This window comes from Alteromonas sp. AWJ4_197, assembly GCF_056160285.1.
Genome location: NZ_JBSWWW010000025.1, coordinates 1 through 2,062, shown reverse-complemented (window position 1 = coordinate 2,062; position 2,062 = coordinate 1). Strand labels below are relative to the sequence as shown.

Here is a 2,062-nt window from a genome sequence, read left to right as displayed (position 1 = left end):
GCAAGCACTGTCCCACCTCATGCATCACCGCGCCGGCAGAGCCGGGTCGACCACACGGACCCACCAGCAGAGGCCAAAAATTCCAGAGCTGAGTGTCCGACAACCGGCCTTATGTAAAAAGCGTTTGCAGAGCCCCTGCTGGTCATGAGCTTGGGCACCTGCCGTATCCCTCGGGGCCGCCCCCAGTGGCAAGCCAGGTCAACGACACCTATCCGTGCGGCAGTCCCAGTCGATGAAATGAGCCCAGCGATGCGGGCCACACGGTCGCCCCTCGACGACCTTGTCACTGGCAGTTCACCTGCGTGGTTGAGCCTGCACCTCCAGCTTGAGCATGCCTTCCGGGAACGCGCTCAGCGTTGTGGCCAGTTGCTGGTCGAGGTAGGTCAGCAGCAGGCGCCGGTAGACGATGCCTTCCGGGCTCACCCCGGCCCCACCGGCATGACGCCGTGTGGGCTCGACAGCACCGATAACGGCGTCCAGGCGTGCGAGGTCGTCGGCGGTCCACGGGCTCTGGTACACCCGCAGGCGCCCACCGTACACGGGCAGAAGGGCTCGCCGGGCCGCTGTGACATCGGTGGCCGAGACCACGATCTCCTCTACCCCATCCGGGGTTACCCGGCGGAATCGCCACAGCACGACACCGGTCTCGAACAGGGGGCTCTCGACGGTTCGGGTGGCTTCGTCCACCGGGTGCATCGGCGCATCCTGTGACTGCGCCGGCAACCGCAGGGGTGACGCCGCCGGGATGATGTCGGTCACGGTGTCCACATACAGCTTCCCGTCGGACCACATCCCGGTGGCCAGCACCCGGTGACCGATTCGGTCGATCAGCTCTTCGTCCCGACCAGGCCCCCGGGGGAACAAGACGACGACGGGCGCAGAGGCGGGCAGACGAGGATCGACGGGCCACGGCTCCTGGTGCCACCAGACCAACCCGTGTCCTTCCTGCTGCACGCGCACCAGACGCCCGGTAGCCACCGCCTTCTGCCCGTCGGCCAGGACCAGGTGATCGAACCGTGGGTCCTTCGATTGACTGTCCACCGCTGGTTCCTCCACGTTCCTAGGAGCGCTTGACCTCCAGCATCATCCCAAATCGTGTCGGACGGACAGTGACCGTGGACCGGTTGCGGCATTGGTAGTCCACGATGTCGGTGTAGACCCCGGCCAGGTAGGCCCCGCGCCGCATGCAGGCGCTGTAGCTGGAGTAGATGGTGTCGTCTCAAGGGATCCAGATCAGGTTGTGGTCCATGGGAGCGTACTCCCCGCCCTGGAGCGCGGCAGACCCGACGGTGGCCGCGGGCACGGTAGCCGATGCGGCCGGCGCGAGGGAGGAAAGACTCATGACGGCGGCGAAACCAGCCGCAGCCAGTCCTCGAACGATCTTGTGACGCATGACGTGCTCCTCAAGCTGGGAGGTCGCCCCGCCGACCCGGTGAAGCGTGCGTAACCCTAAGACGTTCGCAAAGTCAAATCCCTGACTTCCGTTTAGAGCCACAACGATGTCTTCTTACCGGGTTCCGCGCTCACGGCTCGTTGGCACGAGAGCGGCAGCAACGATGTCCCCGATGCGTGAGGGTAAGAGGCTGACGTGGCGCAGGGCGGCCCAGCGTTGGCCCAGCAGCGCGTTGGCGCGTTCCCCGATGGCGCACATGCCGCTGACCAGCGCGTTGTAGGCCCGGCTGTCGATTTCGAGGTGGAAGCCCTTGATCGGGGTGTGCACCCCGATCCCGGCGCCCTGGTAGCCCTTGTCGGTCGGAAGCCTGCACAGGGCGCAGCAGACACCCGCCGGTGTGTCGAGGCCACGCTCCGGCGATCGGGTCAGGCGGAACGAACATGAAGCCCGGTCGACCACGCACCAGCAACATCGAGGAGCACAAGACCCGAGGTGTCACCCCGAACCGTCGCCGGTGTGAACCGACAGATCGCAGTGTTGTGGGAGCTCTCGTTCACAGATCGTCGTCACTTTTGCGAACGGACTGGCGGGTGGCGGATACTGGAGGCGGGAACTGGCGTGCTCACACCCACCGTTCCCCGGGAGGCCTGGTTGACCAGGCCGCGCCTC

General features: G+C 66.0%; 1 protein-coding gene and 1 pseudogene. Both read right to left on the bottom strand.

Annotation, left to right across the window (positions count from 1 at the left end):
- Window positions 1-294: 294 nt before the first annotated feature.
- Entirely contained in the window at window positions 295-1,041 is a 747-nt protein-coding gene (locus tag ACXAGC_RS20275) for a hypothetical protein (protein WP_474846799.1), read from the bottom strand.
- Between the two features lie 466 nt (window positions 1,042-1,507).
- Window positions 1,508-1,759, bottom strand: a pseudogene (locus ACXAGC_RS20270) (IS5/IS1182 family transposase); the annotation flags it as partial.
- Window positions 1,760-2,062: the final 303 nt, after the last annotated feature.